The organism is Streptomyces sp. NPDC058697 (assembly GCF_042715345.1).
In the GTDB taxonomy this organism is placed as follows: domain Bacteria; phylum Actinomycetota; class Actinomycetes; order Streptomycetales; family Streptomycetaceae; genus Streptomyces; species Streptomyces liliifuscus.
Window position 1 is genome coordinate 467,538 of sequence record NZ_JBHXSU010000005.1, and the last position, 26,620, is coordinate 494,157.

Below are 26,620 nucleotides of genomic sequence, written 5' to 3' on the forward strand. Positions count from 1 at the left end.
CCGAGGACGACACCCGTGAGTAGCCAGGACGACCTGTTTCACCCCGTGATCGAACTGCCCGAACCCACCCGACAGGCACGGTACGACCGCCTTATCGGCCTGGACACAGTCAAGCGCCAGCTACGTAAGGAGGCCGTCCTCCTGGCGGACCCCGATCGCTTGCACGCGTGGGCGCGTCAACACCACCCGGGAACAGACCCCGCAGCGCTCCAGTTGTTCGCCGACCGCGCACCGCTGTTCGTCTTCGCCGGGGACGTCGGTTCGGGGAAGTCCGCCCTCGCGGAGTCCTTCGGATGTGACCTGGCCGAACAGCTCGACCTGCCGGTCTACCTGTACCGGCTCAAACTCGCCACGCGAGGCAGCGGCCTGGTCGGCGAGATGACCGCTCTGATCGGAGACGCCTTCTCGTATGTACACGAGCAGGGCCGCGGGGCACGCGACCCCCGCGGTGTCAACACTGTCCTCGTCCTGGTCGTCGACGAAGCCGACGCCCTCGTACAGTCCCGCGAGGCACAGCAGATGCACCACGAGGACCGTGCCGGAGTGGACGCCTTCCTTGCCGGTGTGGACAGCCTCGCCGGCGCTCGACTGCCTGTCCTGGTCGTACTGTGCACCAACCGTGTCGGCGCACTCGACCCCGCTCTCATGCGCCGCGCTGCGGCGACCTTCACGTTCGTCCGCCCCGACGACCAGCAGCGCCGTGCCGTACTCACCCAAGCTCTGCACGGCATCGCCGTCCGCCCGGACACCTTCGACAAACTCGTCCAGCTCACCGGCCCGGACGCAGACCGTCCCGGCTACACTTTCTCCGATCTCACCCAGCGCCTCATCCCGGCGGCAATCCTGCAGGCCTTCCCCGACGGGCCCCTCCGCGACGAACACCTCCTCACCGTCGCCAACGAACTCGCCCCCAGCCCCGTCTTCGCGGAAACGCCCTGATGGCCTCGCTCCCCGCGCCCAGCGCAACAGGAGTACGGATCGCAGGCGACCTGTATCAGTGGCAGCTCGCATGGCAAGGGTGCGTGACCGCCGTCCGTGACGCCTCCATCCACACGCCCAATCCGGTCGTCGCGGTCGGCGTCGAACTCGACGACGCCGGCAACCTCGACGATGTCGTCCTGCACCGCGCCACCCCGCCGCACACCTACGCTCAGGTCAAGTACGCCGTCGACAGCAGCAGCCCCGTCAACGAGGACTACCTGCTCAAGCCCAGCGACTCCGGCGGTCCGTCGATCCTGAAGAAGATCGCCCGCACCTGGCGCCGGCTCACCGCCGACGGCACCCTGGTGGACTTGGCCCTCATCAGCAATCGGGCCCCCGACGCCGGCGACCCGCTGGTCTCGCTGCGAGATGCCCGCACCCAACTGCTGATGCCCAAAGCCGGCCAACAAGGCCCCAGATCAGCAAAAGGCACTGCCCGACGACGATGGGCGGTGGGCGCCGACCTGACCGAGACTGAGCTCCGCGACCTGCTTGAGGTGCTCCGCTTCGACCTTGCCCGTGACCCGACCCACCTGCACGACCACGTTCAGTCGCTCATGCTTGCCACAGGCTTGCGCCCGGACGATGCGGCGATCCATATCGGGGCCGACTGGGTGGCCCGCCAGGTACGAGACGGTCAGCGGACCCTGACCCTCACAGCGATCACCGAAGCCATCGACTCCCTACAGCTAAGGGCCGGACCCACCCGCGCCGTGGTGTCCATCGCCACCCTCAAGCCCGACCCCGCGACAGGAGACGCCGACTACGCTCTCGACTGGGTCGACCGCTTCGACGGCGCGTCCCCCTACGTCAAGCGGCGCCCTCAAGGCCCCGCAACCTGGGCCCAACTACAGGCGGAGATTGAAGCCGCACCCCACAGAATCCCGCCGGGAAAAACAGCCGTTGCGATCACCGGCAGCCTCCGGCTCGCTCCCGCCTTCCTCGTCGGCAGCGCCTTCCGTATGGTGACCGGCGCGGACCTCGCCGTCATGCAACGCGGCCAACTTTGGTCCTCCGCCGACCCGTACGACGCCGTGCTCACTCCCGCACAAGCCGAGTACAGGATCGGCCAGGGCCCGGACCTGGCCGTGGCCATCGCCGTGGCCACGGACCTCACTGACGACGTACTGCACTTCCTGCGAGACCAGGGCCTCCCAGTATCCCAACTCCTGGTGCTCCGGCCGCCGACCGGCGCCAAGGACAACTCCATCCCGAACTCCGCGACTGCCAACGCCCTGGCCGTCGGCATCCGTGACACAGTGCGCCGCGCTAGCCGCAACGCCTCGCGCGTCCACCTCTTCCAGGCCAGCCCCATGGGCCTGGCGCTGATGCTGGGCCACCGGTGGAACCGGCTGCGCCCCACGGTGGTGTACGAAGATGTCGCAACCGAGCGGATCTACGAAGAAGCCTTCACTATCGACGCCTGACCGAGCCCATCCTGGGTGCGTACGGGCGCTCGGGCGGCACCTGGAGTCTATGAGGTAGCAGGTCGGGGGCGGTCGGCCAGTGGCACCAGGACGGTTCTGCGTCCTAGCAGAGCCCCAAGAGTGAGGACGAAGGTGGCGGGCCCGTCGGTGAACAACCAGTTGGTGGCGTCCGCACCGTGTTCCTCGACGGTACGACGCCAGTGGTGGACCACATAACGGACGAACGCCTCGTGGTGTTCGGTCGTGTCGGGGATATTTCCCGGCTGGGTACGGATGACCAGCGCCCCGATGCACCGGTTCCCTTCGGGATCGCCGCGCTGGGCCTGACCTGGAAGGACATAGACCTCGCTCGCGCCGCGCTCGGCAGCGCACAACGCGTCTCGTACCAGTCCCTCATTGTCCGAGAGCGCCACGATCAGCGCGATCCTGTTGGGTCGTAGCCCTGCCGTTGTCCCGGTGCCCGAGGAGGCTGTGAACTGATGCCACGATGGCTCCTGCCCGGGAGCGGCGAACGCATCGCGCAACCGGAGCAGGTCGCTCTCTCCTGGCGGGAGCTTCAGCGAGCTGTCAAGCCGCACGGAGGGAAAGGAGGACCGGCCTCGCTCCTCCGACTGCCCCATGACGAGTGCGATGATCCGCCGCCGGGGCGCAGGGACTCGCAGATGCCGTCGGTCGGACTCCTCTTCCCCGGGCGACTCGGCGAACACGCTGACGTTCTCGTGCAGTTGGGCACGCAGCATCCCGCCGAGACGATACGCGTCTGCATGTCGGGCGGTGACGTAGAACGAAACAGACTCTGGTGCCTCTCCTGCTCCGATCGTCTGCTCTTCGAGCCTGGCCTGCATTACCCGGTATGCAAAGGCCACCCGGTCGGACACCTCGATACCACCCAGCAGTGCGTCCGGTTCCACGACGAAACAGGCGGCATGGCGCTGCAGCGCATCATCCTGCATTTCGCGCAGTCGCGTTCGGTCCCAGTGCGAGTTGGCCCCGAGATAGATGACGATGCCGACCCCCTCCTTGCTCCGCAACACGTGCGTCGCCCAGGCAACGAGCAGCACGGCGAGCATGGCGACGGTCATCAGCCCGAACAGTGAATCGCCGACAACCGGCACGGCCTGCACCAGATTCGGCAGCAAACCCAGCGCGAGCGCGGCGGCCGTGGTGGCAAGCAGAGACCACATGCCTTCACGTGACAGCAGAAACGTCCATACCCAGGATCTCCGCTGCTGCATCCCACCCGCCCCCATCGGCTACCGCCTACCGAATGATGCCTCTGCATATCGCCGTCAACTGGTCGGTGACGTGTTCCCGCGGGCCTGGCCAGACAGGTGAGCGCTGTCACCTTGATCAACGTACTGCCCAACCGCAATCCGCCTTGAGTAAGAGGAGGTCGAACCCGTGCGCAGCACTCAATGGTCAAGATCGTGAGACAGACTCCGTGGCCACTGAGTGAGACAACCGCCAGAACCCCAGGTCATTTCAGCGGAATAAGTCATTCCGAATGAGCGCCTACAGCCGCCAGGCCAGACTCAGCCTGGGCCACCGTCTGTGGGCCAACGGCCGTTGGCCCGGGCGGCTTGCTTCGGCCGGCCGGCTTGCTTCGACTAGTCCGGCGGGACCCCCGGACTCGATGCCGGTTCCGGGGGGCCGGTCCCGGTGCCGGGTGTCGTTGGCGGGCTCGCAGTGCCCCCGTCCTCGTGGGCCAGCCGGTGTGGCCACCACACCTTTGGGCCGACGTCCAGGAACAGGGACGGCACGAGGACCGAGCGGACGATGAACGTGTCGAGCAGTACGCCCAGTGCGACCGCGAAGCCGATCTCGGCGAAGGCGACCATGGGGAGCGTGCCGAGGGCGGCGAAGGTTCCGGCGAGGACCAGGCCCGCCGAGGTGATGACCGCGCCTGTGGTGGCCAGGCCCGTCACCACGCCCTTGCGGGTGCCCTGACGGGCCGCCTCTTCGCGGATGCGGGTGGTCAGGAAGATGTTGTAGTCGATGCCCAGGGCGACCAGGAACACGAAGACGAACAGCGGGAAGTCCGTCGACTCGCCCGCGTAGTCGAAGATGTGGCGGAACGCGAGCGCACTGATCCCCAGCGCGGCGGCGAAGGACAGCACCACCGTGCCGATCAGCAGCAGCGGGGCGACCAGCGCCCGGAGCACGGCGCCCAGGATCAGCAGGACCACGACGAGCACCAACGGGATGATCAGGATGTTGTCGTGGGTCGTCGCCTTGTCCATGTCGAGCAGTGAGGCCGTGCCGCCGCCCACCTGCGCGTCGGCGTCGGGTACGTCGTGCACGGCGTCCCGTACCCGCTCCACCGTCTGTTTCGCGGCCTCGCTGTCCGCGGGGGCGGTCATGGTGGCCTCGAAGAGGACCTTGCCCTCGAACTCGGGTTTCGTGCCCGGTGGCAGGCCGAGGGATTCCGGTACGACACCGCGGGTGGCCGCGACCGCCTGGCCGACCTCCTCGGCCTGGGCGCGGTTGCTGACGATGACGAGCGGATCGCCGCTGCCCGCGGGGAAGTAGCGCGCGGACACCTCCTGGCCGACGATCGAGTCGGGTTTGCCGGTGAAGGCGTCGGCGTTGCTGATGCCCTCGGCGCGCAGCTGGATCAGGCCGAGCGAGAGCAGCGCGAGCGCCGCCGCCGTGACGCCCCAGATCAGCCGCGGGCGATGGGTGATGCGGTTGCCCATCCGCGCCCAGACACCGCTCTCGGTCGGGTCGGGGGAGCCGAAGTGCGGGATCACCGGCCAGAAGATCCAGCGGCCGAAGATCACCAGCAGGGCCGGGAAGAGGGTCATCATTGCGGCCAGTGCCACGGCGACGCCGATGGCCGCGACCGGGCCGAGGCCGCGCGTCGAGTTCATCTCGGCGGCGAGCAGCACCAGCATGCTCAGGACGACGGTCGCGCCGGACGCGAGCACAGCCGGGCCCGCCCGGTGCAGGGCGAGCGCCATCGCCTCGTGGCGGTCCTCGTGGCGGCGCAGTTCCTCCCGGTAGCGGGCCACCAAGAGCAGGGCATAGTCGGTCCCCGCGCCGAAGACGAGGACGGTGAGAATGCCCGCGCTCTGGCCGTTGACGGTCAGGCCCGCGTGCTCGGCGAGGAAGTAGATCACCGCCTGCGCGGTGAACAGCGCGGCGACCACGCCGAGCAGCGGGACCAGTAGCAGGGTCGGACTGCGGTAGGTCAGCAGCAGCATCACGATGACGACGGCCATCGCCGAGAACAGCAGCGTGGAGTCGATGCCCTCGAAGGCCTCGGAGAAGTCCGCGGACGTGCCGCCCGGGCCCGTCACATGGACGGCGAGCCCGTCGCCGCCCTTGCCGGTCACGTCACGGATCGAGTCGACGGCGGGCGAGATCTCCTCCCAGCCCTTCTCGTCCATCCTGATGGGGACGATGATCTGGGCCGCACGCGGATCGGTCTGCCGGTCGAAGACCGGGCCACGGGTCTCCGCGCCGAGGATGCCGTGGGCGCGCAGTTCCTTGATCTGGCGGGCGTCCTCGTTGATCTGCGCCCGCTCCTCGGCCGTCAGGCCGCTCTCACGGGCGTACACGACCACCGCGGGGATCTGTTCCGGCCTGAAGTCCTCGGAAATCTCAAGGACTTGGGTGGACTCGGCGGATCCGGGCAGCCAGGACGCAGCGTCGTTGTCCTGCGCGTCGGTGAGTTTCGAGGCGAAGGGCGCCGTCAGGAACAGCAGCACCAGCCACAGTCCCACCACGACCCATTTGCTGCGCCGGCCGCACACCAGCCAGCCGATGCCGCGTCCCTGCTTCCCCTGTGCGTCCGTCATGGCGACCCCCGTAGCCGCGTGTGGAGCTGGTGGGCCGACAAGGATGGCACGGGCCGCGAGGCCGGTGCAGTCCCTCGGCAGGATTGGTATATACCGACCGGTACGGGTCGAGGGCCCCGGGGACCTCGACGACCGGGGAGAACAACCGGCGCCGGGCATGGCAGGCTTAACGCATGGCCGCGCAGATCAACCCCAGCATCCTGTCCGCCGACTTCGCCCGCCTTGCCGAGGAGGCAAAGGCGGTGGAAGGGGCTGACTGGCTCCATGTCGACGTGATGGACAACCATTTCGTCCCGAACCTCACGCTAGGTGTGCCGGTCGTAGAGTCTCTGGCGCGTGCTACGGACACGCCGCTGGACTGCCATCTGATGATCGAGGACGCCGATCGGTGGGCGCCGCAGTACGTAGAAGCGGGTGCCGGTTCCGTCACCTTCCATGTCGAGGCGGCCGCCGCACCCGTGCGGCTCGCCCGCGAGATCCGGGCCAAGGGCGCCCGGGCCTCCATGGCCCTGCGGCCCGCGACTCCCATCGAGCCGTACGAGGATCTGCTCCCCGAGCTCGACATGTTGCTGATCATGACCGTCGAGCCGGGCTTCGGAGGCCAGGCCTTTCTCGACATCATGCTGCCCAAGATCCGCCGCACCCGCGAGTTGATCAACAAGCACGGCCTCGAACTGTGGCTGCAGGTCGACGGCGGGGTCTCGGCCTCCACCATCGAGCGCTGCGCCGAGGCCGGCGCCGACGTTTTCGTCGCCGGTTCGGCGGTGTACGGGGCGGCCGACCCCGCCCAGGCGGTACGTGCATTGCGCACGCAGGCGGAGGAGGCGACGGCCCAGGCAGCATGGGCATGCGACCACTGAGCCAAGGGAACGTGAACGCCGCCCCTCAGGGCTGATCAAGTACGCCGGATCTGCAAGGATGAACGGCGAATCCAGGTTGTGAACAGCAGTGAGGAGATCGCCGTGTCGGGTATGTCGGCGGGCCGGTCGGCCATGCGGATGGGACCCGCTGAGCTGGTGCAGGCGGCGGCCATGGCCCGCCGTTTCTACCTTGAGGGCAAGTCCAAGATCCAGATCGCCGAGGAGTTCGGCGTCAGCCGCTTCAAGGTGGCCCGGGTCCTGGAAACCGCCCTCGAACGGGATCTGGTGCGGATCGAGATCCGAGTCCCCGCCGAACTGGACGCCGACCGCTCGGACGCACTGCGCGCCCGCTACGGCCTGCGGCACGCCGTCGTCGTCGAGTCCCCGGCCGAGGCCGAGGAGTCGCCCGACCCGGAGAACCTCGGTGAGGTCGCCGCCGACCTGCTCGGTGAACTCGTCGCCGAGGGCGATGTGCTCGGCCTCGCCTGGGGCCGCTCCACCATCCACATGGCGGCCGCGCTCGACCGGCTGCCGCCGTGCACGGTGGTGCAGCTGACGGGTGTCTACGACGCGGGGACGGCCGAGCGCGGCTCGGTCGAGGCGGTCCGCCGGGCCGCCCAGGTCTCCGGCGGGGACGCCCATCCCATCTACGCGCCGATGCTGCTGCCGGACGTCGCCACCGCGGCCGCGCTGCGCAGCCAGACGGGCATCGCCCGCGCCTTCGAGTACTTCGACAAGGTCACCGTCGCCTGTGTGTCGATCGGCTCCTGGGAGGCGGGCATCTCGACGGTGCACGACATGCTCACCGAGGAGGAGCGCGCCCACTACGCCACCCTCGGTGTGGCCGCCGAGATGTCCGCGCACCTCTTCGACTCCGAGGGCCGTCGCGTCGGCCGGGACCTGGGCGAGCGGTGCATCACCGTCGAGGCCGACCGGCTGCGGCGGATCCCCGAGGTCGTCGCGATCGCCGGCGGGCAGCGCAAGGCCGCCGCCATCGACGCGGTACTGCGCTCCGGCCTCGTCACCAGCCTGGTGACGGACACGGCGGCCGCGGACTACCTGATGACGGCGGGCCCGACCCCGCGTCCGGCCCTGAACCGGGCGGACCCGGACGGGCCCTGAGCCCGCAACGCTCCGACGGCGGCTGGGCAACGCGCCGCGTGGGGACGGCTGTGGCAGCATCGGCAACATGCTGCTCCGGTCCGTCCCCCGCCTGTTTCCGGGGCCGCTCCTCTGTCTTGTCACGTGTCTTGTCGCGGTGCTGGTGACCGGTTGTTCGTCGGCGGACACCACGGCAGGGGCCGGCGCCGGCACCGGGGCGGCCACGAGCACTTCAGCCCCCTCCTGGGCCGCGGGGACGGTGACGGTCGAGGAGGCGCGGCTGCCCGCCGAGGCCCGTCGGACACTGGCCCTCATCGACGACGGCGGCCCCTTCCCGTACGCCAAGGACGGCTCGGTGTTCGGGAACTTCGAGCGGGAGCTGCCGCGGCAGGAGCGCGGCTACTACCGGGAGTTCACGGTGCGGACGCCCGGCGAGCGGGACCGTGGAGCCCGGCGCATTGTCACGGGGCGGGGTGGCGAGGTCTACTACACCGATGATCACTACAACTCGTTCAGGGCGGTGCTGAGATGACGCACGACGTGGCGGGCCACCACGTGGTCGCGCTCGACCTCGACGGCGTCGCGGACAAGGCGGGCCTCATGGAGCGCTGCGTCAGCGCCCTGGAGCTGCCCGACTGGTTCGGGCGCAACTGGGACGCGCTCGCCGACAGCCTCGGTGACTCCACCGTCTGGCCCGCGCCCGCCGTGGAGAAGGGGCTGCTCGTCGTCGTCACCGGCTGGCAGCCGTACGCGAAGGCGCGGCCCGACGAGTGGGAGACCGCGCGGGACGTGTTCGCCCAGGCGGCGCACGGCACCCCGGCGCTCACCATCGCGCTCGCGCTTGGAGGATCGCACCAGTAGCCCCCTGACCAGCCTGGATGATCAGCCCGGGGCGTGTTCACCCACCGACATGGGACAATGAGGTACGTGCTCTTCCCTCGGGCTGTCCTGTTCGGGGGCCACCTCTGAACGACCGGGATGTGCAGCACGTGCGTTTCCTCAACGACATCCAGCCCGCGTACGACCTGACGTACGACGACGTCTTCATGGTGCCGAGCCGCTCCGCGGTCGGTTCGCGGCAGGGCGTCGACCTGGCTTCGCCGGACGGCAGCGGGACCACGATCCCGCTGGTGGTCGCCAACATGACGGCCATCGCGGGCCGCCGGATGGCCGAGACGCTGGCCCGCCGGGGCGGCCTCGTCGTCATTCCGCAGGACATCCCCATCGAGGTCGTCACCGAGGTCGTCTCCTGGGTCAAGAGCCGTCACCTCGTCCTGGACACCCCGATCGTGCTGGTCCCGCACCAGACGGTCGCCGACGCGCTGTCCCTGCTGCAGAAGCGCGCGCACAACGCCGGTGTCGTGGTGGACGACGACGGCAGGCCGGTCGGCGTGGTCACCGACGCCGACCTGAGCGGTGTCGACCGCTTCACGCAGCTGTCCGAGGTCATGTCCCGGGACCTGCTGCTGCTCGACGCGGACATCGAGCCGGGCGAGGCGTTCAACAGGCTCGACCACGCGAACCGGCGGTACGCCCCCGCCGTGGACGCGGACGGCAGGCTCGCCGGCATCCTCACCCGCAAGGGCGCCCTGCGCGCCACGCTCTACACGCCGGCCACCGACGCGGACGGCAAGCTGCGCATCGCGGCCGCCGTCGGTATCAACGGCGATGTCGCGGGCAAGGCCAAGCAACTCCTCGCGGCCGGCGTCGACACGCTCGTCGTGGACACCGCGCACGGCCACCAGGAGTCGATGATCTCCGCGGTCAGGGCGGTCCGCGGGCTCGACCCCCAGGTGCCGATCGTCGCGGGCAACATCGTCGCCGCCGAGGGCGTACGCGACCTCATCGAGGCCGGCGCGGACATCATCAAGGTCGGTGTCGGTCCCGGCGCCATGTGCACCACGCGCATGATGACCGGTGTGGGCCGCCCGCAGTTCTCGGCCGTGCTCGAATGCGCCGCCGAGGCGAAGAAGTTCGGCAAGCACGTCTGGGCCGACGGCGGTGTCCGCCACCCGCGCGACGTCGCCATGGCGCTGGCCGCGGGCGCGTCGAACGTGATGATCGGTTCCTGGTTCGCCGGTACGTACGAGTCGCCGGGCGACCTCCAGCAGGACGCCAACGGCCGCCTCTACAAGGAGTCGTTCGGCATGGCGTCCGCGCGCGCGGTGCGCAATCGCACGTCGGAGGAGTCGGCGTACGACCGCGCCCGCAAGGCCCTGTTCGAGGAGGGCATCTCGACCTCGCGGATGTTCCTCGACCCGTCCCGGCCGGGCGTCGAGGACCTGATCGACTCGATCATCGCGGGCGTCCGCTCCTCCTGCACGTACGCCGGTGCCAACTCCCTTGAGGAGTTCGCCGAGCGGGCCGTCGTCGGCATCCAGAGCGCGGCCGGGTACGCGGAGGGCAAGCCGCTCCACGCCAGCTGGAGCTGACGCAACTCCCTTCCTTGCGGCCCCTGTTGTCCCGTCTGCCGGGAGAACAGGGGCCGTGCCGTTTCCCGAAGTCGCTAGGGTCGGGCGGATGAGGATCGACGTCTGCCGTGCCGAGGACATCGCGGTGCTGGAGCGGTTCATGCCCTCGCACAGCGTGGACGGGAGCCACGGGGCGCGGTTCGCGCGGCAGGAGGCGGGTGACAGCAGCTATCTGATCCCCTGGCTCGACGGACTGCCCGTCGGCCACGCGGAGGTCCGCTGGACCGGTTGCGAGGCTCCCGAGGTGCGGGCTGCCCAGCCGGGCTGTCCCGAGCTCAACGGGCTGTTCGTCTGGCCCGCGTCGCTCCGCTCGCGGGGTGTCGGAACGGCACTGGTGCGTGCCGCCGAGGAACAGGCCCTCGCCCGCGGCACCGGGCTCATGGGGCTCGGCGTGGGCGACGACAACCCGCTCGCCGCGCGGCTCTACGCACGGCTCGGCTACCGGCCCACGGTGTCGTACGTCGACCGCTGGGCGTATCTCGACGTGGACGGGGAGCGTCGTGAGTGCGCCGACCCGTGTGTCTTCCTGGTCAAGGAGCTGTCGTCAAGCCCCCTTGACGTCAAGCCTGCCTGACGAGACGCTGGGGGCCATGACGACACCGCAGAGCATCGAGCCCCAGTACACGCTGCTGACCGCCGTGGCCCGCCTCGACGTGCTGCGCATGCGGGAGTCGCTGGCCGGGGCGGGGAGCGACGAGGAGGCCCTCGACCGGGGCGAGCTGCTCGAACTGCTCGCGCTGAGCGAGGTGGTGGCCACCAAGGCCGCGTACGGACGGCAGTTGAGCGTGCGCGAGGCGCGTCGGGCCGGGGCGTCCTGGTCGCAGATCGGGGCGGCCCTGGGCACCAGCAAGCAGGCCGCCTGGGAGGCCCACAACCGGTGGATCGACGAGCAGGCGGCGGTCCATGCCCATGGGCGGCCCGGGCAGCTGGGTTTCGACGAGGACGACGTGGCCGAGGCACGGGCCATCGCGGGGGATCCGGACGGGGTCTGAGCGGGGGCGGCCCGGGCCGCCTGTCCTGCGACGGGGCTGAGCGGAGGGACGTTCGGCGTTCGGCGCGATTGGCTTCCGGGTCTGCCCCACGGTCGGGCGGCGGGCCGACGCGGGCGGTCTCCCGGGCCTGCGCGGCAGTGGGGTGACGGGCCGACGCGGGCGGTCTCTCGAGCCTGCGCGGCGGACGGGTGACGGGCCTCGGTGGCGGCCGGACGGCGGGTCCGCGCAACGGTCGAAAGGGCCCGCGCAACGAACACGCGCCTCCCCGCGATCAACGCAACGATCTTGCGGAGGCGCGCAAGGTTGCTGCATTACGGCTGGAAAGGCTGTCCTCGTAGAGTCATGCGCTGAACGTAGTGTGGCGGGGACCCCGTGCACGGTGGTCCCCTTCCTTCGGACTGCCGTGGGGCCGCGCCGCCCTGACCGGCAGCGATGAAGGAGCCCAGCCGCGTGCTCGACCACGGCGCACCCCCGCAGTCCCGCAGTCACCCCACCCCCGAGCCCCCGGGAGCCGGCGCGCGCCTGATGCGCCGCAAGCCCGTGGAGAGCCTGGTCGCGGAGGGTGGCCAGGGCGAGGGCGGCAGCCTGCGGCGCTCCCTCGGCCTCTGGCAGCTCACGATGATCAGCATCGGCGCCACGCTCGGCACCGGCATCTTCGTGGTGCTCGGCGAGGCCGTCCCCAAGGCGGGCCCGGCCGTCACCGTCTCCTTCGTGATCGCCGGTCTCACGGCCCTCTTCTCCGCCCTCTCGTACGCCGAGCTGGCGGGCACCATCCCGGTCGCCGGGTCCTCGTACTCGTATGCGTACGCAACCATGGGCGAGCTCATCGCCTGGATCTGCGGCTGGTGTCTGGTCCTGGAGTACGGCGTCTCCGTCGCGGCCGTCGCCGTCGGCTGGGGCGAGTACCTGAACGAGCTGCTCGACGGCACGATCGGCGTCACCATCCCGGACGCGCTCTCGGCGCCACCCGGTGACGGCGGCGTCTTCAATCTGCCCGCGCTCATCGTCGTACTGCTCGCCATGGCGTTCCTGCTCGGCGGTGCCCGCGAGTCCGCGCGCGCCAACACCGTCATGGTCGTCGTGAAGATCGCCGCGCTGCTGCTGTTCTGCGCGATCGGTATCCAGGGCTTCCGGTCCGGCAACTACGAGAACTTCATGCCGCTCGGCATGGCGGGCGTCAGCGCCGCCGGAGCGACCCTCTTCTTCTCATACATCGGGTTCGATGCAGCCTCCACTGCGGGCGAGGAGGCCAAGAACGCGCAGCGCGACCTGCCGCGCGCGATCATGCTCTCCCTGATCATCGTGACCGCGCTGTACGTGCTCGTCGCGGCCGTCGCCGTCGGCGCGAAGCCCTGGCAGGGCTTCACCGACTCGGAGGCCGCGCTCGCCGGGATCATGAAGGACGTCACCGGGGACGCCTTCTGGGGCACGCTGCTCGCGGCCGGCGCGGTCATCGCCATCGCGAGTGTCGTACTGACCGTGCTCTACGGGCAGACCCGCATCCTCTTCGCCATGTCCCGCGACGGGCTCGTACCGAAGGTCTTCTCGCGCGTCCACCCGAAGACCGGTACGCCCCGAGTCAACACGGTCATCGTGTCGCTGTTCTGCGGTGTCCTCGCCGCCGCGATTCCGCTCGGGCAGCTCGCCGACGCGACCAGCATCGGCACGCTGTTCGCCTTCGCGCTGGTCAATGTGGCCGTCGTGGTGCTGCGGCGTACGCGGCCCGAGATGCCCCGTACGTTCCGGGTGCCGCTGTCGCCGGTGATGCCCGCGCTGGGCTTCGCCTTCTGTGTGTGGATGATGGGCAGCCTCGACACCGTGACCTGGGTCGTCTTCGGGGTCTGGATGGCCGTCGGGCTCGTGTTCTACTTCAGTTACGGCTATCGCCGCTCCCGTCTCGCCACTCCAGAGAAGTGATCCACCCGCAGTGCTGAACGATCTCGACGAACGCATCGTGCACGCCCTCGCCGAGGACGCCCGCCGCTCCTATGCCGACATCGGGCAGGAGGTGGGGCTGTCCGCGCCCGCGGTGAAACGGCGGGTGGACCGGTTGCGGGCGACCGGGGCGATCACCGGGTTCACCGTTCGGGTCGACCCCGCCGCGCTCGGGTGGGAGACGGAAGGGTTCGTCGAGATCTACTGCCGGCGGAATACCTCGCCGGAGACGATTCAGCGGGGGCTTGAGCGGTATCAGGAGGTTGTTGCCGCGTCGACCGTGACGGGGGAGGCGGATGCGATGGTGCAGGTTTTCGCTTCTGATATGCGGCATTTCGAGCGGGTGCTTGAGCGGATTGCCGGGGAGCCGTTTGTGGAGCGGACGAAGTCTGTGTTGGTGCTTTCGCCTTTGTTGCGGAGGTTTTCTTCGGGGTCGCCTACGTAGGGGGTTGTGCGGGGTGGTGTTGCGGCTGCGGGTTTGTTGTGGCTGAGCGCGCAGTTCCCCGCGCCCCTAAAGACTGCGCCGTTCCCCGCGCCCCTAAAAGCAAGGGGCGTGTCCGTCCGTGGTTGCGTGCGGGTTCGTGGGGGCTGAGCGCGCAGTTCCTCGCGCCCCTAAAGGCTGCGCCGTTCCCCGCGCCCCTGAAGGGGCGGGGCTCAGAAGTCTGACTGGCCTGATTGGCGGGCCAGGGCGTTGTTCGCTATTGAGTTGTGGACGCTGAAGGTGATGGCGTCCGGGCGGTAGCGGTCGTCGGACCATTCGACCGGGCGGCCCTCGCGGGTTGTGGTGACGCGGCGGACTCGTAGGAGGGGGCTGGTGCGGCGGACGTCGAGGAGGTCGGCGTCCTGGGCGCCGGCCGCCACCGCGTCGATGACGTGCTCGCCGTAGGCGAAGACCAGGCCGGTGTCCTCGTAGAGGCGCTGGGTGACCGAGGGGCAGTCGGGTTCGACGGCCTCGACGGCGGGGGAGATCCAGGCCGCGTAGACCGTGCGCTCCAGAAGGACCGGTTCGCCGTCCAGGCCGCGTACGCGCAGGACGTGCAACACCGGTGTGCCCGTGGGCAGTTGGAGGCGGACGGAGTCCTCGGGGGTGGCCGGGCGGTACTGCGACGACACCACGTGGCCCGTCGCCTCGCGGCCCATCGCGCGGGCCCACTGGGCGAAGGAGCGCAGCTCCTCGAAGGACTGGCTGCGGCGGCTCGCGAGGACCACGCGGCGCGCGCCCTGCCGGGAGCCGATGAGGCCCTCGGCGGTCAGGGCGGCGACGGCCTGGCGGACGGTACCCCGGGAGACGCCGTAGCGGGCCGCGAGGTCGGTCTCGGCGGGCAGTCGACTGCCCACTGTGTACTCCTCGCGGTCGATCGCCCGCCTGAGTTCCTCGGCGATCTCCTCGTGTCGCGTCGCCATGCTCCCCCTCTGTGCGCAGATGTGTACCGCTTGACCAGCCTAGACGACGATCAAGGGTGACACGTGCACCCGGCGAGTGGCAGTGAAATCAAGGTCCATGGTTTCACCAGAGTTTACGAACAGGACATCAGCGCCGGGCCTACTGAGGCCAACTTGTTCAGACAAGTTGTGCTGACAAGCTCTCAGTCTCGTGTGACCCCTGCGCGCACCCCTGGAGAAGACCGTGAACGTGTCCCTGCCGAGAACAGCCGTCTTCGTCGGCGCCGCCGCACTCGCCCTGAGTGCCTGCGGAGCGGCCCCCGACGACAACGCCTCCACCACCACCGACGGCAAGAGCGCCGCCACCGCGACCTCCGCGGAGGCCTTCGGCGGCATGGACGCACTGGTGAAGGCGGCCAAGAAGGAAGGCACGCTGCAGGCGATCGCGCTGCCCCGCGACTGGGCCAACTACGGCGCCCTCATCGACGGCTTCCAGAAGAAGTACGGCATCAAGATCGAGGTCGAGAACCCCGACGGCAGCAGCCAGGACGAGATCAACGCCGTGACGTCGAGGAAGGGGCAGGACCGGGCCCCCGACGTCCTGGACCTGGGCAGTTCGTTCGCGCTCAGCGCCGCCCAGCAGGGCCTCCTCGCGCCCTACAAGGTCGCGGGCTTCGCCGACATCCCCGAGGGGCAGAAGGACGCGCAGGGCCGCTGGTTCAACGACTACGGCGGCTACATCTCCATCGGCTGCGACGCCAAGCGCGTGAAGACCTGCCCGACCACCTTCGCGGACCTGCTGAAGCCGCAGTACAAGGGGCAGGTCGCGCTCAACGGCAACCCCACCAAGTCCGGTTCGGCCTTCGGCGGCGTCTGGGCGGCCTCCCTCGCCAGCGGCGGCTCCTTCGACGACATCCAGCCCGGCCTCGACTTCTTCGCCAAGCTGAAGAAGAACGGCAACTACACGCCCGTCGAGTCGACTCCCGCCACGGTCGAGAAGGGCGAGACGCCGATCAGCATCGACTGGGACTACCTCAACGCCGGCTACGCCGACGAGTTCAAGAAGAAGGGGCTCGACTGGAAGGTCGCGGTCCCGTCCGACGGCAAGTTCTCCCAGTACTACTCGCAGGCCATCAACAAGGACGCCCCGCATCCGGCGGCCGCCCGCCTGTGGCAGGAGTACCTCTACAGCGCCGAGGGCCAGAACCTCTGGCTCGCGGGATACGCCCGCCCGGCCCTGATGACCGCCATGGAGAAGGCCGGCACGCTCGACAAGACCGCGGCCGCCAAGCTCCCCGAGGTCTCCGGAACGCCCGCCTTCCCGACCGAGGCCCAGCAGAGCAAGGCCAAGACCGTGCTCGGCCAGGGCTGGGGCAAGGCCGTCTCCGGATGACCGCGACCCTCACCCGTGTGGACGTGGCGCCCGTCGCTTCCCAGAAGCGGCGGCGCCACGCGCCCGGCTGGCTCGCCGTGGTCCCGCTGCTCGCCTTCGTGGCGCTCGCCTTCGGGATCCCCGCGCTGGCCATGCTGAACGGCGCGTTCACCGTCAAGGACCCGGCCACCGGGGCGACTTCGTACAGCACGGCGAACCTGACCGCCTCGCTGAAGGGCGCGTACCTCACCGCCCTGCTCGGCAGCGTCAAGTTGTCCGCCGTCTCGGCGGTCATCTCGACGGTGTTCGGCCTGCTGGTCGCCCAGGCCGTGGTGACCTCCCGCTTCCGCGCTCTGCGCGAGGCCGTGCTCACCGCGTCCGGCGTGCTCGCCAACTTCGGCGGTGTCCCGCTGGCCTTCGCGTTCGTCGCCACGCTCGGCAACTCCGGTGTCCTGACCCGGCATCTGGGCCTCGCCGACAAGGGCTGGGACCTCTACAGCTTCTCGGGTCTGGTGATCGTCTATCTCTACTTCCTGATCCCGCTGATGGTCCTCACCATCACCCCCGCCCTCGACGGACTGCGCGTCCAGTGGCGCGAGGCCGCGCGGAACAACGGGGCCACCGCAGTCCAGTACTGGCGGCACATCGCCCTGCCCGTCCTCGCGCCCTCCCTCCTCGGCGGATTCGTGCTGCTCTTCGGCAGCGCCTTCGCCGCGTACGCCACCGCCGCGGCCATGGTGGGCAGTTCGGTCCCGCTGGTCACCCTGCAGATCGCCGACGCCATCTCCGGCAACGTCCTGGTCGGCCAGGAGAACGTGGCGCTCGCCCTCAGCCTCGACATGGTCCTCGTCGCGGGCCTTGTGATGGCCGTGTACCTGCCCCTGCAACGACGGAGCGCGCGATGGCTCGACAACTGAACCGGTCCGTACGTCCCTGGCGCGGGGTCGTCCTCGCCGGCGCCGCGCTCTACTTCCTGGTGCCGCTGGCCGCGTCCGTCGTCTTCACCGTCGACGTGCCGGGGCAGGGCGTCACCTTCGACGCGTACACGCAGATCTTCGGCACCGAGGGGTTCGTCTCCAGCCTGCTGCTCTCGCTGGAACTGGCCGCCGCCACCATCGCGATCGTGCTGCTGCTGATGGTGCCCGCGATGGTCGCGCTGCGGCTCGGCGCGCCGAAGCTGCGGCCGGTCGTCGAGATCGTCTGCTCGCTGCCGCTCGTCGTCCCGCCCATCGCGTTCGTCGCCGGGATCGGCACGGTCCTGAAGTGGGGGCCCGAACACCTCTCCCGCACCCCGCTGTTCCAGACGTTCGTGTCGATCCAGAACCCCGACTTCCCGTTCGTCCTCGTCCTCGCGTACGTCGTGATGGCGCTGCCGTTCGTGTACCGGGCCCTGGACGCCGGGCTGCGCGCGATGGACGTACGCACGCTCGTCGAGGCGGCCCGCAGCTGTGGCGCGGGCTGGCCGCAGGCGCTCGTACGGGCCGTGCTGCCGAATCTGCGCGGGGCGCTGCTCAACGCGTCGTTCCTCACCCTGGCCCTGGTGCTCGGCGAGTTCACCGTCGCCCAGCTGCTCGGTTTCCAGCCGTTCGCCGTGTGGATCGTCAACGTCAGCGGTTCGCAGGCCCAGTTGTCCGTCGCCGTGTCCGTGCTCAGCCTGCTCGTCACGTGGGCACTCCTTCTCGCGCTCGCCGGGTTCGGCGGGCGCTCCCGTACCGCTCCCCGGGGATGAACCATGACCGCAACCACGCTTGAGAAAACGGCCACGACGGCCGCCACCGTCGAATTCCGGGGCCTGCGCCGGGAGTTCGGCAAGTCCGTCGCCCTCGACGGGCTCGACCTGACCGCGCGGCCCGGCGAACTCCTCGCCCTGCTCGGCCCGTCCGGCTGCGGCAAGACCACGGCCCTGCGAATGCTCGCCGGGTTCGAACACCCCGACTCCGGTGAGGTGTTGGTCGACGGCGAGGACGTCACACGCGTCCCGGCCCACCGGCGCGACGCCGGGATGGTCTTCCAGTCGTACAGCCTCTTCCCGCACCTCAGCGCGCTCGACAACGTCGCCTTCGGGCTGCGGATGCGCAAGGTGCGTACGGCCGAACGGCAGGCGCGCGCGGCCGAGTTGCTCGAACTCGTCGGGCTCGGCGACAAGGGCGGGAACTTCCCGCACCAGCTCTCCGGCGGTCAGCAGCAGCGCGTGGCGCTCGCCCGCGCGCTCGCGCTGCGGCCCCGCGTCCTGCTCCTCGACGAACCGCTGTCGGCGCTCGACGCCAAGGTGCGGCTCACGCTGCGCGAGGAGATCCGCCGGCTCCAGCAGGAACTCGGCATCACCACCCTGTTCGTGACACACGATCAGGAGGAGGCCCTCTCGATGGCGGACCGGGTCGCCGTGATGCGCGCCGGACGGCTCGAACAGTGCGCGGCTCCGGCCGAGTTGTACGGGCGTCCCGCGACCGCGTTCGTCGCCGAGTTCGTCGGTACGATGAGCCGCATACCGGGCCGGGTGGCCGACGGGACGGCCGAGGTGCTCGGGCAGCGGCTGCCGGTCGACGGCGAAGCACCCGCCTCGCCGGAGGTGGACGTGCTCGTACGGCCCGAGGTGGTACGGGTGACGGCCGAGGAGGCTGGCGATGCCCGGGTCGTCTCCTCCGCCTTCCTCGGCGCCGCCACCCGCGTCACCGTCCGGCTCGCCGACGGCACCGAGGTGAAGGCCGACCTGCCGACCCACGAGGCCGCCGCGCTGGGCGCGGGCACCGCCGTGACCGTGAGCCTGCCGGAGCGTCCCGTCCTGGTCGCCGACCGCCTGTGAGAGAGAGCCGCGTGACCCCCCACATCCCCCACACCACCCCTGCCGGCCGCACCCCTCGCCGTCCCCAACAGCCGCTCCAGGCCGTCCTGTTCGACATGGACGGGACCCTCGTGGACACCGAGCGGCTGTGGTGGGAGGCGGTCGAGCACGTCGCGGCGGGGCTCGGCAGGTCGCTCACGGAGGCCGACGAGGAGGACGTGCTCGGGCGGCCCGTCGAGCACACCGCCGAGATGCTGAGCCGGGCCACGGGAGCCCCGTTCGCGGAGGTCGCCGCCGATCTGCACCGGGAGTTCGCCGTCCGGGTGCGCTCCGGTGTCGCGGCCAGGCCCGGCGCGCTCCGGCTCCTCGACGCACTGGCCGCGGACGGCGTGCCCACCGCCTTGGTGACCGCGTCGCCGCGCGCCATCGCGGACCTCGTCGTCGAGGGCCTGGGTGCCGGCCGTTTCGCGGTCACCGTCACCGCCGACGACACCGCGCGCACCAAGCCCGCCCCCGACCCGTATCTCGCCGCCTGCCGCGCCCTCGGCGTCGAACCCGCCTCCTGCGTGGCCGTCGAGGACACCCGGACCGGGGTCTCCTCGGCGGAGGCGGCGGGCTGCGCGGTGCTCGCGGTGCCGTCACTCGCCCCGATCGCCGCCGCGCCCGGCCGCACGATCCGCGAGAGCCTGGAGGACGTGACCCCGGCCGGACTGCGCGACATGATCACCACCCGTGAGGCGTTTGAACCGTCCGACCGGTCTGACCGATCAGACCTGCCCGAGCCGTCCGACTCTTCCGACCTGCGTGAACTTCGTGTGATGAGCTGGAACCTCTGGTACGGCGGCACCAAGGTCCGCCATCACCGCGAGAAGCAGCTCAAGATCATCCTGGAGACCGGAGCCGACGTGGTCGGCCTGCAGGAGACGTACGGCACCGCCGCCCGCGAACTCGCCGACGCGCTGGGCTGGGAGTACCACCGGGCGGGCGAGAACCTCGGCGTCATCAGCCGGTACCCGATCACCGGCCGGCTGGGCGCGGCGGACCCCGGCTTCTACGGGGCGACCGGCGTCCGCGTCACGCTCGGCGCGGACCAGGACGTCGTGCTGTGGAGCGCCCACCTCGACTACACGCCGTACGGCCCGTACGAGGCCTCCTTCGACGGGCTGGCGGCGCCCGAGCTGGCGGCCCACGAGTCGGGACGGCTGGGGCAGATGCGGGAGATCCTGGCCGCGATGGGCCCCGACCTCGCGGCCCGCGACACCACTCCGGTCTTCCTGGTCGGCGACTTCAACGCCCCCTCCCACCTGGACCGCGACGACGCCGAGTGGCCCGTGACCAGGGCGGCGGAGGAGACCGGCCTGCGCGACTCCTTCCGGGAGGCGCACCCCGACCCGGTCGGGAGCCCCGGCCACACCTGGTCGCCGGTCCACACCGAGCACGAGGACGGCAGCGGGCGCCCGGAGCCGCAGGACCGGATCGACTACGTGCTCTACGCGGGCGCCGGGCTCCGGGTCCTCGACTCCCGCACCCTCGTCACCGGCACTCCGCGCACCTGGCCCGACGTCGAGGACAACGACTGGCCGTCGGACCACGCGGCGGTGATCACGACGTTCGCGCTGGACGGGGGAGACAGGTCCCGCCTGAGCGCCCTGTAAGGGGCGCGGGGCTGTATCGATATGCGGCTCCGCCGCGGGGCGCGACAAGCCCCCACCGGCCCGCAGAATTAATCACCGCGCCCCCAGCGGAGCGCCTAGCATTGCTGTCATGACCTGGCGACATTGATCCACCAGCCGTGCCTCCCGAGGGGCCCGAGGACCGCCTCGGACGCCGTATCTCCGGCGTCCGAACTGTCCCTGCGGTCCCTCCGGGAAGGCCTCATGACACTCTCACCTGCGCGTGCGCCCGGCTCCGGCTCCGGCCCCGCCCTCCGGCGGCTGACGACCACGCTGTACGGCTACGCGTTCCTCGACGACTTCGTCCTGCTCTACCCGGTCTACGCCCTGCTGTTCAGCGACACAGGGCTCACGGTCTGGCAGATCTCCTCGCTGTTCTGCCTGTGGTCGCTGACCGGCGTCCTGCTGGAGATCCCGTCCGGCGCCTGGGCCGACGCCGTCTCGCGGCGCCTGCTGCTGTGGTTCGGACCGCTGCTCACGGCCGCCGGATTCGCCCTGTGGGTGCTCGTCCCGTCGTACTGGGCCTTCGCCCTCGGCTTCGTCCTCTGGGGCGCCAAGGGAGCACTCGGCTCCGGCGCGCTGGAGGCGCTGGTCTACGAGGAACTGGACCGGCTCGGCGCGGCCGACCGGTACGGGGCCGTCATGGGCAGGGCCCGCGCGGCCGGACTCGTGGCCGTGATGGCGGCGATGCCGCTGGCCGGGCCGGTGTTCGCGTTCGGCGGCTACCCGGCCGTCGGGCTCGCCAGTGTGCTGGCCTGCCTGCTGGCGGCAGCCACCGCGGCACGCTTCCCGGAACACCGGGAACCGGCCGACGCGGCAACGGGCCATCGCGACGGCTGGACCCGGACGCTGCGGGCCGGGCTCGCCGAGGCCCGTGGCGACCGGTCCGTCCGTGGTGCCCTGCTGCTCGTCCCGGCCGTCACCGCCGTGTGGGGCGCACTCGACGAGTACACACCGCTGCTCGTCCGCGACACAGGCGTCGCGGAAGCCGCCGTCCCGAACTGGCTGTTGCTGATCTGGGCGGGGGCGACCGTCGGCGGGCTGCTGGCCGGTGCGGGCAGGCGGCTGGGCACGGGCGGATTCGCCGTGCTGCTCGCGGTCTCCGCGGTGGCACTGGCCGCGGGGGCCTGGGTGCGGACCCCGGCCGGCATCGGCCTGGTGGCGCTCTCCTTCTGCGGGTTCCAGCTGGCGAGCGTGCTGGCCGACGCCCGGCTCCAGGACCGTATCGGCGGAACCGGCCGGGCCACCCTGACCTCGGTGGCCGGGGTGGGCACCGACCTGACCACCATCGCCGTGTACGGCGCCTACGGGGTGATCGGGTCGGCGACCACGCACGGCACCGCCTTCGCCCTGTTCGCGGTGCCCTACCTCGTGACGGCCGCGCTGCTGGCGGCCGCCGGAAATGGGGCCTGCCGGAAGGCGGCCGCCGGGAGGAGGGCCGCCCGCGCCGCTAGAACTTCGGGTTCCAGGGCACGACCGTGAAGTCGCCCGTGCCCTTCTTGACCTTCTCGAAGGGCGCGGAGCCGACGCACTTGGGCAGGTCCTTCGTCTCGACGGGGTTCCCGGTGGAGGCCCAGCTGTACCCGAGCCGGTCCTGCCGTCCGGTGTCATGGACGGTGATGCCGACCCGCTTGCCCTTGGCGCCCGGCAGGTCCGAGTCGGTGACGACACCGGAGACGACGGCCACCTTGCCGCCGGTGACCAGGCAGTCCACCTCGGCCTTCGCCCAGGCACCGTCGCCGCCGGCGTAGTGGCTCCACTCGAAGGTGCCGGTGGCCTTCAGCGGATCGTCCGTGTCCTTCGTGGCCAGATGCGCGTCGAAGGAGAACGTGATGTCGTCCCCGGCCGACCGGTACAGCTTCGCCCTGCCGGTGAGCGCGGCGGCCTCGCGCTCCCGCTCACCGGAGGCGGAGGCGACGGAGGGCGCTGAGGTGGTGGAGTCGGTAGCGGCGGCCCCGGTGGCCCCCGTGGCCCCAGCGGTAACGAGCAGAGCGGTACCGAGCCCGAGCACGGCGGTCTTCGTACGGCGGCGGTTCATGTCGGCCCTTTCGTGGTTCGTCCGGTGATTCATTCGGCGGTTCGACGGCGGGTGCTTGACAGCACTCACTGTCCCGGCGCCGGCGCCGCCCCACATCGCGCCGCAGGCTGCACCGCGCCTCCGCCGCCCGGCGGGGGAGTACACCCCTGACCTGCGCCCCTGGAATGAAGGCCCTTCCTCCCAGGGGCGCACGTCAGGGGCGCAGGTCAGGGGCGCGCAACGAATCGCCGCCGTACCGCCGACGGACGCAACGATTCGTTCACCGGCGCGCAACGGCTCCTCCTTGTCCGCCCGAGCCCGTCGCCCGTACCGTCTATCTGGCCCCCCGAACCCCCTCCGATCCCGGTGAGGAACACGCATGCGCACCGCCCTGCTCCAGAGCTCCGGCCGTCCCGGCTCGGTCGTCGAGAACCTCAAGGTCCTCGACGAGGCCGCGGACCGTGCCGCCGCCGCGGGCGCCGGGCTCCTCGCCGCCCCGGAGATGTTCCTCACCGGCTACGCGATCGGCGCCGACGTGCACCGGCTCGCCGAGCCCGCCGACGGCGACTCCGCGGACGAGATCGCCGAGATCGCCTCCCGGCACGGCGTGGCCATCGCCTACGGCTACCCGGAGCGCGCGGCCGAGCTGGTCTTCAACGCGGCCCAGCTGATCTCCGCCGACGGCACGCGCCTCGCCAACTACCGCAAGACCCACCTCTTCGGCTGCTTCGAGCAGGAGTGGTTCACCCCCGGTGACGAACCGGTCGTCCAGGCCGAGCTGGACGGCCTCCGCGTAGGCCTGATGATCTGCTACGACGTGGAGTTCCCGGAGAACGCCCGCGCGCACGCCCTCGCCGGCACCGACTTCCTCGTCGTACCCACGGCCCAGATGCACCCGTTCCAGTTCGTCGCCGAGTCCGTCGTACCGGTGCGTGCCTTCGAGAACCAGATGTACGTGGCGTACGTCAACAGGGTCGGTACGGAAGGGGAGTTCGAGTTCGTCGGGCTCTCCACGCTGGCCGGCCCCGACGGGGGCGCCCGGGCCCGGGCAGGCCGCGGCGAGGAACTCGTCCTCGGTGACGTGGACCCCGCCCTCCTCGCCGCCTCGCGCGAGGCCAACCCGTATCTGAAGGACCGCCGCCCCGGCCTCTACGGGTCCCTCGTCTGACACACCCCCCTCAGAGCCACCCGCCTCACCCCAGCTTTCCCCGCAAGGAGTCCGTACCCCATGACGTCCACGGTGCCCCCCGCCGTCCCGCACACCGACGCGCAGCCGCCGATCACCATGTTCGGCCCGGACTTCCCGTACGCCTATGACGACTTCCTCGCGCACCCCGCGGGCCTGGGCCAGATACCGGCGACCGAGCTAGGCACCGAGGTCGCCGTCATCGGCGGCGGCCTGTCCGGCATCGTGGCCGCGTACGAGCTGATGAAGATGGGCCTCAAGCCCGTCGTGTACGAGGCCGACAGGATCGGCGGCCGGCTCCGGACGGTCGGCTTCGACGGCTGTGACCCCTCCCTCACTGCCGAGATGGGCGCGATGCGCTTCCCGCCGTCCTCCACGGCACTCCAGCACTACATCGACCTGGTGGGGCTGCGGACCGAGCCGTTCCCCAACCCCCTTGCCGAGGCGACCCCTTCGACCGTGGTCGACCTCAAGGGCGAGTCGCACTACGCGACCAGCGTCGACGACCTGCCGCAGGTCTACCGCGACGTGATGAACGCGTGGAACGCCTGCCTCGAAGAGGGCGCCGACTTCTCCGACATGAACCAGGCCATGCGTGAGCGCGATGTGCCGCGCATCCGCGAGATCTGGGCGAAGCTCGTCGAGAAGCTCGACAACCAGACCTTCTACGGCTTCCTCTGCGAGTCGGAGTCCTTCAAGTCCTTCCGGCACCGCGAGATCTTCGGCCAGGTCGGCTTCGGCACGGGCGGCTGGGACACCGACTTCCCGAACTCCATCCTGGAGATCCTGCGCGTCGTCTACAGCGAGGCCGACGACCACCACCGCGGCATCGTCGGCGGCAGCCAGCAGCTCCCGCTGCGCCTGTGGGAGCGCGAGCCGCAGAAGATCGTGCACTGGGCGTACGGAACCTCGCTCGCCACCCTGCACGACGGGGCCCCGCGGCCCGCCGTGACCCGCCTGAACCGCACGGCCGGCAACGGGATCACGGTCACCGACGCCTCCGGCGACATCCGTACGTACCGGGCGGCGATCTTCACCGCCCAGTCCTGGATGCTGCTGTCCAAGGTCGCCTGCGACGACGCGCTCTTCCCGATCGACCACTGGACGGCGATCGAGCGCACCCACTACATGGAGTCGAGCAAGCTCTTCGTGCCGGTCGACCGGCCGTTCTGGCTCGACAAGGCCGTCGACGACAGGGGAAATCCGACGGGGCGGGACGTCATGTCGATGACGCTCACCGACCGGATGACACGCGGCACCTACCTCCTCGACGACGGGCCGGACAAGCCCGCCGTCATCTGCCTCTCCTACACCTGGTGCGACGACAGCCTGAAGTGGCTGCCGCTGTCCGCGAACGAGCGGATGGAGGTCATGCTGAAGTCGCTCGGCGAGATCTACCCGAAGGTCGACATCAGGAAGCACATCATCGGCAACCCGGTCACCGTGTCCTGGGAGAACGAGCCCTACTTCATGGGCGCCTTCAAGGCCAACCTGCCCGGCCACTACCGCTACCAGCGGCGCCTGTTCACCCACTTCATGCAGGACCGGCTCCCCGAGGACAAGCGGGGCATCTTCCTCGCGGGCGACGACATCTCCTGGACGGCCGGCTGGGCCGAGGGCGCCGTACAGACCGCCCTCAACGCGGTCTGGGGCGTCATGCACCACTTCGGCGGCGGAACGGACCCGGCCAACCCCGGGCCGGGCGACGTCTACGACGAGATCGCCCCGGTAGAACTCCCCGAGGACTGAGCGCCCCATAGGGGCGCGGGGAACTGCGCGATCAGCCCCCACCGGGCCCGCAGACAGATCACCGCGTTCCCAACGGAGTAAGCAAACACCGGCCGACCAGGCCAACCCCCGTATCGAGCCGCTCGACAAACTCCCCGGCCAGATCGGGGAGTTCCCGCAACGCCCAAACGGCCCGCGCAGCGGACCACGCCGCATCCCGCGCCCGGTCCAGACTCCACGCGCCCAGCAGATGCGTCAGCGGATCGGCGATCTGGAGGAGATCGGGACCCGGCATCAGATCTTCGCGGATCCGCTCCTCCAGCGAGACGAGGACGTCACCCACGCGATCGAACTCGTCCTCCAGCTCGGCCGGTTCGCAGCCGAGCGTACGACAGGTGTCCACCACCGCGAGCGCCAGATCGTGCCCGATGTGCGCATTGATGCCCGCAAGGGCGAACTGCAGCGGACGTACTCCGGGATGGCGGCGGAGTTGGAAGAGAGGCCGCCAGCAGGCGGGCGGGCGGCGCTCGTCCGCCACCGCCTCGACGGCGTCCAGATAGCGCTCCGCGAACCGCACGTCCAGCGTGATCGCGGCGCGGACATCGGTGAAGTGCCCTGTCTCCAGGCGCCGGTCGACCTCCTCGGTGACGGCGAGGTAGACACGGTTGAAGACCGCGACACCGTCCCGCTCGGGCCAGTCCGCACCGAGCGCACGCATCCGGTGCACCACCGCGTCGACGCCGTGCACGCGAGCTGTGAACTGTTCCAACGGCACCATGGGGGCAGGGTCCCAGGCCTACGCTGTGCCGAGGGCCGCCGGGCCGAGCGCTTCCCCAGAACGGGGGAACACGCGGGACCCGACGGAGGGGGGAGCACCACGTGTCAGGGCAACGTGCCCATCGCCTGGCCGCA

Annotated in this window: 24 protein-coding genes; 19 read left to right on the forward strand and 5 right to left on the reverse strand. The window is 70.4% G+C overall.

Annotated elements, in window-relative coordinates; genetic code table 11:
* The first annotated feature begins 15 nt into the window (after positions 1–15).
* Entirely contained in the window at positions 16–939 is a 924-nt protein-coding gene (locus tag ACFWXQ_RS15670; protein WP_383938867.1) for an AAA family ATPase, read from the forward strand.
* 83 nt (positions 940–1,022) lie between these two features.
* Positions 1,023–2,408: an SAVED domain-containing protein gene (locus tag ACFWXQ_RS15675; protein ID WP_383938870.1), complete on the forward strand. Its 1,386-nt coding sequence runs from the start codon at positions 1,023–1,025 to the stop codon at positions 2,406–2,408.
* A gap of 47 nt (positions 2,409–2,455) precedes the next feature.
* On the opposite strand, the gene ACFWXQ_RS15680 is transcribed toward ACFWXQ_RS15675, so the two are convergent.
* Complete coding sequence (locus ACFWXQ_RS15680; protein WP_383938873.1) at positions 2,456–3,643, reverse strand: hypothetical protein; 1,188 nt, start codon at positions 3,641–3,643, stop codon at positions 2,456–2,458.
* A gap of 372 nt (positions 3,644–4,015) precedes the next feature.
* A complete protein-coding gene (locus tag ACFWXQ_RS15685; protein ID WP_383938876.1) occupies positions 4,016–6,208 on the reverse strand; it encodes an MMPL family transporter in 2,193 nt (730 codons plus the stop codon).
* Positions 6,209–6,381: 173 nt separating this feature from the next.
* Here ACFWXQ_RS15685 and rpe point away from each other — a divergent pair, with 173 nt between their 5' ends.
* The 9 genes from rpe (at position 6,382) to ACFWXQ_RS15730 (ending at position 14,012) form a co-directional block, all read left to right on the forward strand.
* Positions 6,382–7,068, forward strand: coding sequence for a ribulose-phosphate 3-epimerase (gene rpe, locus ACFWXQ_RS15690; protein ID WP_143635342.1), 687 nt, complete (start codon positions 6,382–6,384; stop codon positions 7,066–7,068).
* A 78-nt stretch (positions 7,069–7,146) separates the two neighbouring features.
* Entirely contained in the window at positions 7,147–8,190 is a 1,044-nt protein-coding gene (locus tag ACFWXQ_RS15695) for a sugar-binding transcriptional regulator (protein ID WP_383946647.1), read from the forward strand.
* A gap of 67 nt (positions 8,191–8,257) precedes the next feature.
* Positions 8,258–8,701, forward strand: a complete 444-nt coding sequence (locus ACFWXQ_RS15700) for a ribonuclease domain-containing protein (RefSeq protein ID WP_383946650.1) — start codon at positions 8,258–8,260, stop codon at positions 8,699–8,701.
* Positions 8,698–9,030 (forward strand): barstar family protein, encoded by a 333-nt coding sequence (locus ACFWXQ_RS15705; protein WP_383946653.1) that lies wholly within the window; start codon positions 8,698–8,700, stop codon positions 9,028–9,030. Before ACFWXQ_RS15700 ends, ACFWXQ_RS15705 begins: the two co-directional genes overlap by 4 nt.
* A gap of 128 nt (positions 9,031–9,158) precedes the next feature.
* Positions 9,159–10,601 (forward strand): GuaB1 family IMP dehydrogenase-related protein, encoded by a 1,443-nt coding sequence (locus ACFWXQ_RS15710; protein WP_383946709.1) that lies wholly within the window; start codon positions 9,159–9,161, stop codon positions 10,599–10,601.
* 88 nt (positions 10,602–10,689) lie between these two features.
* Positions 10,690–11,214 carry a GNAT family N-acetyltransferase gene (locus tag ACFWXQ_RS15715; protein ID WP_383946656.1) on the forward strand — a complete coding sequence of 175 codons (525 nt, stop codon included), beginning with the start codon at positions 10,690–10,692 and terminating at the stop codon, positions 11,212–11,214.
* Between the two features lie 16 nt (positions 11,215–11,230).
* Positions 11,231–11,632, forward strand: a complete 402-nt coding sequence (locus tag ACFWXQ_RS15720; RefSeq protein ID WP_383946659.1) for a hypothetical protein — start codon at positions 11,231–11,233, stop codon at positions 11,630–11,632.
* 450 nt (positions 11,633–12,082) lie between these two features.
* The gene (locus ACFWXQ_RS15725) at positions 12,083–13,549 is read left to right on the forward strand and encodes an amino acid permease (RefSeq protein ID WP_189839855.1); all 1,467 of its coding nucleotides are present in this window, start codon (positions 12,083–12,085) and stop codon (positions 13,547–13,549) included.
* 10 nt (positions 13,550–13,559) lie between these two features.
* On the forward strand, positions 13,560–14,012 hold the full coding sequence (locus tag ACFWXQ_RS15730) for an Lrp/AsnC family transcriptional regulator (protein WP_055618648.1): 453 nt from the start codon (positions 13,560–13,562) through the stop codon (positions 14,010–14,012).
* Between the two features lie 209 nt (positions 14,013–14,221).
* Here ACFWXQ_RS15730 and ACFWXQ_RS15735 read toward each other — a convergent pair whose 3' ends face one another.
* Positions 14,222–14,971, reverse strand: a complete 750-nt coding sequence (locus ACFWXQ_RS15735; RefSeq protein ID WP_200399545.1) for a GntR family transcriptional regulator — start codon at positions 14,969–14,971, stop codon at positions 14,222–14,224.
* A gap of 223 nt (positions 14,972–15,194) precedes the next feature.
* Here ACFWXQ_RS15735 and ACFWXQ_RS15740 point away from each other — a divergent pair, with 223 nt between their 5' ends.
* The 6 genes from ACFWXQ_RS15740 (at position 15,195) to ACFWXQ_RS15765 (ending at position 22,259) form a co-directional block, all read left to right on the forward strand.
* Positions 15,195–16,343 carry an ABC transporter substrate-binding protein gene (locus ACFWXQ_RS15740; protein ID WP_383946664.1) on the forward strand — a complete coding sequence of 383 codons (1,149 nt, stop codon included), beginning with the start codon at positions 15,195–15,197 and terminating at the stop codon, positions 16,341–16,343.
* On the forward strand, positions 16,340–17,239 hold the full coding sequence (locus ACFWXQ_RS15745) for an ABC transporter permease (protein ID WP_383946667.1): 900 nt from the start codon (positions 16,340–16,342) through the stop codon (positions 17,237–17,239). The genes ACFWXQ_RS15740 and ACFWXQ_RS15745 overlap by 4 nt, the downstream gene beginning before the upstream one ends.
* The gene (locus ACFWXQ_RS15750; protein ID WP_383946670.1) at positions 17,224–18,051 is read left to right on the forward strand and encodes an ABC transporter permease; all 828 of its coding nucleotides are present in this window, start codon (positions 17,224–17,226) and stop codon (positions 18,049–18,051) included. The genes ACFWXQ_RS15745 and ACFWXQ_RS15750 overlap by 16 nt, the downstream gene beginning before the upstream one ends.
* A gap of 3 nt (positions 18,052–18,054) precedes the next feature.
* Positions 18,055–19,125, forward strand: a complete 1,071-nt coding sequence (locus ACFWXQ_RS15755; RefSeq protein ID WP_383946673.1) for an ABC transporter ATP-binding protein — start codon at positions 18,055–18,057, stop codon at positions 19,123–19,125.
* Positions 19,126–19,220: 95 nt separating this feature from the next.
* The gene (locus ACFWXQ_RS15760; protein ID WP_383946712.1) at positions 19,221–20,759 is read left to right on the forward strand and encodes an HAD-IA family hydrolase; all 1,539 of its coding nucleotides are present in this window, start codon (positions 19,221–19,223) and stop codon (positions 20,757–20,759) included.
* Positions 20,760–20,981: 222 nt separating this feature from the next.
* A complete protein-coding gene (locus ACFWXQ_RS15765; protein WP_383946676.1) occupies positions 20,982–22,259 on the forward strand; it encodes an MFS transporter in 1,278 nt (425 codons plus the stop codon).
* On the opposite strand, the gene ACFWXQ_RS15770 is transcribed toward ACFWXQ_RS15765, so the two are convergent.
* Positions 22,228–22,815, reverse strand: a complete 588-nt coding sequence (locus tag ACFWXQ_RS15770) for a Repetin (RefSeq protein ID WP_383946679.1) — start codon at positions 22,813–22,815, stop codon at positions 22,228–22,230. The two genes, ACFWXQ_RS15765 and ACFWXQ_RS15770, sit on opposite strands and share 32 nt — an antisense overlap.
* Before the next feature lie 358 nt (positions 22,816–23,173).
* Between ACFWXQ_RS15770 and ACFWXQ_RS15775 the strand changes: the two genes are divergently transcribed.
* Positions 23,174–23,962, forward strand: coding sequence for a carbon-nitrogen hydrolase family protein (locus tag ACFWXQ_RS15775; protein ID WP_383946682.1), 789 nt, complete (start codon positions 23,174–23,176; stop codon positions 23,960–23,962).
* Between the two features lie 60 nt (positions 23,963–24,022).
* A complete protein-coding gene (locus ACFWXQ_RS15780; RefSeq protein WP_383946685.1) occupies positions 24,023–25,729 on the forward strand; it encodes a flavin monoamine oxidase family protein in 1,707 nt (568 codons plus the stop codon).
* 58 nt (positions 25,730–25,787) lie between these two features.
* On the opposite strand, the gene ACFWXQ_RS15785 is transcribed toward ACFWXQ_RS15780, so the two are convergent.
* The gene (locus tag ACFWXQ_RS15785) at positions 25,788–26,486 is read right to left on the reverse strand and encodes a DUF5995 family protein (protein ID WP_383946688.1); all 699 of its coding nucleotides are present in this window, start codon (positions 26,484–26,486) and stop codon (positions 25,788–25,790) included.
* Positions 26,487–26,620: the final 134 nt, after the last annotated feature.